A 7,767-nucleotide genomic window follows, 5' to 3' on the forward strand; every position below is an offset into this window, starting at 1 on the left:
ATTTCAGGATAAGGCTTGTAATATTGGGTTTGTGGGAAATGGTAACGGTATTATATAAATATATACTTTCGCAGTAGATCTGACAATACAGTCATAAGTGGTTATGGCGCTCCAAAACCTGCTTGCGGTGCGCAGATTCGGTTTCGTTCATTTTTGAAACGCTACGCGCAGAGCGCTGCAACCCGTCTCGACAGGATGACCCCGCCGGCGGAACGATCGAGCCGCGCAGCGACGCTCGTCGGATCAGCGCCCGCTCGACCCGAATCCACCCGCGCCGCGCTCTGAGCCCGGGCCGGCCGGGCCTTCCAGGACGGTCAGGACCGGCCGGGCAATGCGCGTAAAGACCAGCTGGGCGATCCGCTCGCCGGGCTCGATCCGGACAGGCTCGGACGCGTCTCGGTTCCAGGCGGAGACCATCAGCGGGCCCTCATAATCCGCATCGATCACACCAGTGCCGTTGCCAAGCACCAAGCCCTCCCGGTGTCCGCGACCCGAGCGGGGAAAAATGAGGCCGCACCAGGCGGGATCGCGGATCAGCACGCTGAACCCCGCCGGGATCAGCACCGGCTTACCCTGCGGTGGCAGAAGCAGCGGCGCGTCCAGGCAGGCATGCAGGTCGACCCCCGCGGCGGCTGCGGAACCCCAACGCGGGAAGCCCCAGCCGGTGAGCCGCGGGTCGAGCAGCCGCAATCCGACCTCCGGCAGGTCGCTCACGCGGAAAGCTGCGCGATCGCGTCAGCCAGGGCGAGCGTCCGGCGGGCCGCCTCGACGTGGAGACGCTCGATCATCTTGCCATCGAGCGCGACGACCCCGCGGTCCCGATTCTCCGGCGCCTCGAAAACCTCCATCAGCCGTCTGGCCTGCTCGATCGTCTCGGCGCTCGGCCCGAAGGCCGCGTTGGCCGGTCCGATCTGGTTCGGGTGGATCAGCATCTTGCCGTCGAAGCCGAGAGCCCGGCCCTGCGCGCACTCCGCTTCGAAGCCGGCCGCGTCGGTCAGGTCGGTGAAGACGCCGTCGATCGCCTCGATCTCGTAGGCCCGGGCGGCGGCCAGCACCGTCATCAGCCAGGGGACGAGGGCGGCCCGCCCCGGCGGCGGGATCCGGGCCGCCTTCAGGAGATCGTTCGGGCCGAGCACCAGGGCGGCGAGACGCCCGTCGACGTCCCGCGCCGCCCCGGCGATCTCGGCGGCCTTGACCACCGCCATCGGCGTCTCGATCATCGCCCAGACCCGTGTCGCCAGTGGCGCGCCGAGCCGGCGCAGGCGGGATCCGACGGCGATCAGCGTATCGGAGGTGCGGACCTTCGGCACCAGGATGGCGTCCGGGGCGGCGGAGGCGAGCGCCACGAGATCGGCCTCGCCGTCATCGGTCTCGGGCGGGTTGATCCGCACCACCACCTCGCGCGGCCCGAAGCCCCGGGCGGCCACTGCGGCGGCGACCTGCGCGCGGGCCGCTTCCTTGGCCTCCGGCGCGGTTCCGTCCTCGAGGTCGATCAGGATTACGTCGGCGGGCAGCGTGCGCGCCTTTTCGAGTGCCCGCGCGTTGGAGCCGGGCATCGCCAGGACGCTGCGACGGGGACGGATCTCGCTCATCACGCTGCTCCCGGATTCGGTGCGTCGGCGCGATGCGATAGCCGGCCACGCCAGCCCGAACAAGAACGCAGTCCGAACCGAGTTCCGCATGGGAGAGGATCACGATGGCGCGGTGGATCGCCGGACTCGACGGCTGCCGGGGCGCCTGGGCGGGGGCCTTGCTCGATCTCGACGATCCCAACCGCCACCGCTGCGCCCTCTTCCCGGACGTGGCCGCACTCCTCGATGCTCCGGAGCAACCGCTCGTGATCGGGATCGACGTGCCGATCGGCCTGCCCGTCCGGATCCTCGGAGGCGGCCGGGCGGCCGATCTCGCGGCGCGTGCCACGCTCGGTCCTGCGCGGTCGTCGGTCTTCCCGATGCCGCCGCGGGCCGCGATCTATGCGGACGACTACGACACCGCCAAGGCCGCCTCCCGGGCAGCCAGCGACCCGCCCTTCGCGCCCTCGATCCAGGGTTACAACATCTTCCGCTACGTCCGCGCGGTGGATACGCTCCTGCGGACGCGGCCGGAGCTGTGCAAGCGGATCCACGAGGTCCACCCGGAGGTGGCGTTTCACGCGCTCAACGGCGATCGGCCGCTCGGCCTGCCGAAGAAGGGGCGCGACGCCCGCCGAGGGCTCGATCGGCGACGCACGCTCCTGTCCGCAGCGGGTCTGCCGGCAGCGCTGCTCGACGCCCGGGCGAAGGGTATCCCCGAGGACGACCATCTCGATGCGCTGGCCGCCCTGGTGGTGGCGGGCGATATCCTGGCGGGTTGTGCCCGGCCACTCCCCGATCTGCCGGAGCAGGATGGGCACGGTCTGCCCGTTGTGATCTGGGCACCGGCCGTGCGGGAGCCGCCGGCGCCCGATGCCGCGTAGGCACAGGCGCGCGACGTGACGGCCGGACGTGATGATTTAGCCGCCGGACGCCCGCTTTTTGTGCAACGCACCGGGCATTCCGAGCCCGGACCGCACCCTGCGACCGGGTTGCATTTCGCCTGCCGGATCAGGCGACGAGCCCCGGATCGACGATCTGGCACGGAAGCTGCTTGGTTAAACGCGTCCGTCAACGGCGACGGGCAGCGCCGTCAGCGAGGCCGCTGATCCGGTTCTCCTGGGGCTCGAAGCCTGCACGGGGTCACCGGCAGCGGCTTTTTCGTGGGCGGTCCGCCAACGATCCTGCAATCGAGGTTCCAGACGCGATCGAGCGATGGCGACATCCCCTAGCGACACACGCATACACGACGCGCGTAGCCAGACCGGCCTGCCGCGCGAGAGGCTGGTCGTCGTCGGCAACGGCATGGCCTCCCTGCGCTTCCTCGAGCGCCTGACCGAGGGCTGCCCCAACCGCTTCGATGTGACCTGCGTCGGCGCCGAGCCCCAGGCCGCCTACAACCGGGTCCTGCTCTCCTCGCTCCTGGGCGGCGAGGTCGATGAGGCGGCCTGCGCGTTCCGCGGGCTCGACTGGTACGAAGCCCACGGCATTCGCCTGATCACCGGCGCTCCGGTCACACAGATCGACCGGGAGAACGGTCTGGTTATCGTCGGCGAGACCCAAGTCCTACCCTTCGACAAGCTGGTGCTCGCGGTGGGGTCCCTGCCCATCCGCCTGCCGAAGCCCGGCATGGATCTCCCCGGGATCATCACGTTCCGCGATCTTGCCGACGTGGCGGCGATCCGCCGGGCGGCCGTGCAGCATGCGAGGGCGATCGTCATCGGGGGCGGCCTGCTGGGCCTCGAAGCCGCCGTCGGCCTCGCCCGGCTCGGCGTCGACACGACATTGCTCCACGTCATGGACCGGCTGATGGAGCGCCAGCTCGACCACCACGCTGCCGGGCTCGTCAAACGCGCCATGGAGGCCCGGGGCATCAAGGTTCTTCTTCAGGCCGATACCGCGCGGGTCGAGGGTGCGGCCTGTGTCGAGCGCCTTGTCCTCTCCGACGGCACGGTGCTGCCGGCCGACCTCGTGGTGATGTCGGTGGGCGTGCGCCCGTCGGTGGCGCTGGCGCAGGCCGCAGGTCTCGCGACCGGTCGCGGCATCACGGTCGACGACCGGATGACGACCTCCGATCCGCGCATCTTCGCCCTGGGCGAATGCGCCGAGCACCGCGGCCTGGTCTACGGCCTCGTCGAGCCCGCTTACGAGCACGCCGATACGCTGGCCCGCCACCTCGCGGGGCAAACGGCCGCGTACCGGGGAACATCGCTGGCGACGAGCCTCAAGGTCTCGGGCCTGCCGGTCTTCTCGGCCGGCATCGTGGACACGCCGGACGACGCCGAGGCGATCGTGCTCTCGGATCCCGGCGCCGGGCTGTACCGCAAGCTGCTGGTGCGGGAGGGCAAGCTGATCGGCGCGGTGTTCGTCGGCGACATCGCCGAGCAGGCGGCCTGCAAGCGCCTGATCCGTACCGGCGACCCGATCGAGAACGTGGACGACTTGATGTTCGGGTGCCCCGCGCCCGAGCCGCTGGCCGCTTAGGGAGGCACGGGATGGCCGAGACCCTCACTCAGATTGCACCGAACTCGTTCGACGCCGAGCAGAAGCGCTACCTCGAAGGCTTCGCCTCCGGCATCGCCGCCGTCCGCATGACCGGCGGCCTCTCCGGCGGTGCGGGCGCGGCCGCCCCGCCCGCCGAGCCCACCGGCCCGGATGCGATCCACATCAAGGCGCAGGACAAGACCGTCAAGGATGGCGGCAAGCTCTGCGAGCAGGAGAAGTGGAAGCGCGCCGAGAGCCCGTTCGACGGTCATAACCGCCTGATCCAGGAGGCTGCCGCCGGCAAGCAGCCCAAGCCCGAGGACAATTTCCGCTGGCGCTACCACGGGATGTTCTGGGTTGCGCCGAACCAGGTCTCGTACATGTGCCGGATGCGGATCCCCAACGGGATCCTGCACCATTGGCAGTTCGCGGGCGTCGCCGACCTCGCCGACCAGCATGGCGGTGGCTACGTCCACGTGACCACGCGGGCGAACCTGCAGGTCCGCGAGATCAACCCCGAGCATGCCCAGCCCTTCCTCGATGGGCTCACCGATATCGGGCTGACCGCCCAGGGCGCGGGGGCCGACAACATCCGCAACGTCACCGGTTCGTCCACCGCCGGCATCGACGCCCAGGAGCTGCTGGACACGCGCCCGCTCGCCAAGTCCTGGCACAACTGGATCCTGAACGACCGCTCGCTCTACGGCCTGCCGCGCAAGTTCAACGTCGCCTTCGATGGCAGCGGCGTGATGCCGACCCTGGAGGAGACCAACGATATCGGCTTCCAGGCCGTGGAGGTGCTGGAGGGCGCTTCCGTTCCGCCCGGCATCTACATGCGCCTCGTCCTCGGCGGCATCTCGGGCCACCGGGACCTCGCCCGGGACACCGGCATCGTGCTCAAGCCCGCGGATTGCAACGCGGTCGCCGACGCGATCATCCGTGTCTTCATCGAGAACGGCGACCGGACGAACCGCAACAAGAGCCGGATGAAGTACGTCCTCGACGCCTGGGGCTTCGACAAGTACCTCGCCGCCGTCGAGGACAAGCTCGGCCGCAAGCTCGACCGGGTCGCGCCGGAGCACGTGGCGCCGCGCAAGCCCACCGACCGCTACGCCCATGTCGGCGTGCATGCCCAGAAGCAGCCCGGCCTCAACTGGATCGGCGTCGTCCTGCCGGTGGGCAAGATGACGAGCGATCAGGTGCGGGCGCTGGCCACGATCGCGGCCGAGTGCGGCGACGGCCAGATTCGCCTCACCGTCTGGCAGAACTTCATCGTTTCCGGCGTTCCGGACGCGAAGGTCGCCGAGGTGGAGGCCCGCGTGGAAGCGCTCGGCCTCACCACCAAGGCGGCGGGCATCCGCTCCGGCCTCGTGGCCTGCACGGGCGCCCGCGGCTGCAAGTTCGCGGCCTCCGACACCAAGGGCCACGCCCTGATCATCGCCGACCACATCGAGACGGCGATGCCGAACCTCGACGTGCCGGTGAACGTCCATCTCACCGGCTGCCATCACAGCTGCGCCCAGCACTACATCGGCGATATCGGGCTGATCGGCGCCAAGGTCGTCGTCTCCGAGGAGGGCGACACCGTCGAGGGCTACGACATCGTGGTCGGCGGCGGCTTCGCCGAGAACCCGAAGATCGGCACCGAGATCTGGAAGGCCGTCAAGGCCGAGGATTGCCCCGCCCGGGTCGAGGCGCTGCTGCGCGCCTATCTCGCCCGCCGCCAGGGCCCCGAGGAGAGCTTCCAGGCCTTCACCAGCCGCACCGGCGCGGAGGCGCTCCGCGACGCCGCCGAGGACCAGCCCGCCCTGAAGGCCGCCGCATGACCCAGCACGTCTCGCCTCCCCTCGTCCTGATCCCCGAGACCGCGCCGTTCAACGAGGACCAGCGCGCGTGGCTCTCGGGCTATTTCGCGGCTCTGCTCGGCCCCGCCATCGCGGGCGCCACAGCTCTGGCGCCGGGCGAAGCCCCCGCCACCGGCCCGAAGCTCGCCGACAACGACGACGCGCCCTGGCACGACCCCTCCGTCCCGATCGGCGAGCGGATGGACATGGCCAAGGACCGGTCCGAGCCGCAGAAGCTGATGGCCGCCATGGCGCAGCAGGATTGCGGCCAGTGCGGCTACAACTGCGCCGACTACGCCAACGCGATCTTCCTCAAGAACGAGGAGCGCCTGAATCTTTGCCAGCCCGGCGGCAAGGAGACGATGCGCATGCTCAAGAAGCTGGAGGAGGAGATCGGCGCCGCGTCCGGCGCGCCGGCAGCCCCGAAGGCGGAGGGCGACACTCCGAAGAAGGCGGCCGAACTTGGCCCACTCGGCTTTTGCCGCGAAAACCCGGTGGAAGCGTTGTTCCTGTCCCGCCGCCGCCTCAACGATCCGGGCGGCGAGAAAGAGACGTGGCACATCGAGATCGGCCTCGACGGCACGCCGATCCAGTACGAAGTCGGCGATTCGCTGGGCCTTTTCCCAGCCAACGCCCCGGCGCTGGTGGATGCCGTGATCGCGGAACTCGGCGCCCGGCCCGAGCGGGTGATCGGCGAGCGCACCCTGCGCGAGCACCTGCTGATGAACTACGCGCTGGGTGCCGCGCCCGACAACCTCTACCAGCTCCTGTCGCTCCTCACCTCGGGACCGGCCCGCAAGAAGGCGCAGGCGCTCGCCTCCGGCGAGGATCCGGACGGCGATGCCGCCTACCTCGACGTGCTCGGCGCGCTGCACAAGTTCCCAGGCGCGCGGCCCAACGCCGAGGTGTTTCTGGAGGCCTTGGACGAGTTGCAGCCGCGACTCTACTCGATCTCCTCCTCGCCCCGGATGGATGTCGGACGCGTGTCGCTGACGGTGGACGCGGTTCGCTACAACCACCGCTCGCGGCTTCGGCTCGGCGTGGCCTCGACCCATCTCGGCGAGCGCCTGCCCGAGCAGACCCGGGTGAAAATCTATCTCCAGAAGGCGCATGGCTTCGGCCTGCCGGCCGACCTGTCGAAGGACGTGATCATGTGCGGCCCCGGCACCGGCATCGCGCCGTTCCGGGCCTTCCTGCGCGAGCGCGCCGCCACACAGGCGCCCGGCCGCAACTGGCTGTTCTACGGCCACCAGCGTCAGGCGAGCGACTTCTTCTACAAGGACGAGCTGACCAAGCTGAAGGACGACAAGGTGCTCACCCGCCTGTCCCTGGCGTGGTCCCGCGACGGGACCGAGAAGACCTACGTCCAGGACCGGATGCGCGAGAACGGCGCCGATCTGTGGAAGTGGCTCGAGGGTGGCGCGCATTTCTACGTCTGCGGCGATGCCAAGCGCATGGCCAAGGACGTCGAGCGGGCGATCATCGACGTGGCTGCGCAGTTCGGTGGCAAGAGCCCCGAGGACGCGGTGGCGTATCTTGCGGCGCTGAAGAAGGCCGGGCGGTATCAGGCCGACGTGTACTGACCAGCCCAACCCTCCCCCCGCTGCGGGGGAGGGTGCCCCGCGGATGCGGGGCGGGAGAGGGGACCCGGGTTCCGGAAAAGGCTCAACGGACGGGCTGTGCTCCATCCGGCACCGTCGCTCCCCTCTCCCGACCCCCTTCGGGGGCCACCCTCCCCCGCAGAGGGGGGAGGGAGATACGGCGCGGAGCTTGCTCCCGCCGAGGACGACCCTTCGAGGAAGAAGCCATGACCCAGCCAGTGGCGGCGCAGACGGTGCGGACCACCTGCCCCTATTGCGGGGTCGGGT

6 protein-coding genes are annotated in these 7,767 nt (G+C 69.7%); 4 read left to right on the top strand and 2 right to left on the bottom strand.

Annotated elements, in window-relative coordinates; all coding sequences use genetic code 11:
* Nucleotides 1-243: 243 nt before the first annotated feature.
* Entirely contained in the window at nucleotides 244-714 is a 471-nt protein-coding gene (gene dut, locus MKK88_RS14090) for a dUTP diphosphatase (protein WP_244000663.1), read from the bottom strand.
* The gene (locus tag MKK88_RS14095; RefSeq protein WP_244000665.1) at nucleotides 711-1,592 is read right to left on the bottom strand and encodes an HpcH/HpaI aldolase/citrate lyase family protein; all 882 of its coding nucleotides are present in this window, start codon (nucleotides 1,590-1,592) and stop codon (nucleotides 711-713) included. Before MKK88_RS14095 ends, dut begins: the two co-directional genes overlap by 4 nt.
* A gap of 104 nt (nucleotides 1,593-1,696) precedes the next feature.
* Here MKK88_RS14095 and MKK88_RS14100 point away from each other — a divergent pair, with 104 nt between their 5' ends.
* From MKK88_RS14100 to MKK88_RS14115, 4 genes are all read left to right on the top strand, one after another.
* Nucleotides 1,697-2,455 carry a DUF429 domain-containing protein gene (locus MKK88_RS14100; protein WP_244000666.1) on the top strand — a complete coding sequence of 253 codons (759 nt, stop codon included), beginning with the start codon at nucleotides 1,697-1,699 and terminating at the stop codon, nucleotides 2,453-2,455.
* 331 nt (nucleotides 2,456-2,786) lie between these two features.
* Complete coding sequence (locus MKK88_RS14105; RefSeq protein WP_244000668.1) at nucleotides 2,787-4,055, top strand: NAD(P)/FAD-dependent oxidoreductase; 1,269 nt, start codon at nucleotides 2,787-2,789, stop codon at nucleotides 4,053-4,055.
* A gap of 11 nt (nucleotides 4,056-4,066) precedes the next feature.
* A complete protein-coding gene (locus tag MKK88_RS14110) occupies nucleotides 4,067-5,881 on the top strand; it encodes a NirA family protein (protein ID WP_244000670.1) in 1,815 nt (604 codons plus the stop codon).
* Nucleotides 5,878-7,482 carry a sulfite reductase subunit alpha gene (locus tag MKK88_RS14115; RefSeq protein ID WP_244000671.1) on the top strand — a complete coding sequence of 535 codons (1,605 nt, stop codon included), beginning with the start codon at nucleotides 5,878-5,880 and terminating at the stop codon, nucleotides 7,480-7,482. Before MKK88_RS14110 ends, MKK88_RS14115 begins: the two co-directional genes overlap by 4 nt.
* Nucleotides 7,483-7,767: the final 285 nt, after the last annotated feature.

This window comes from Methylobacterium sp. E-005, assembly GCF_022829725.1.
Taxonomy (GTDB): Bacteria; Pseudomonadota; Alphaproteobacteria; order Rhizobiales; family Beijerinckiaceae; genus Methylobacterium.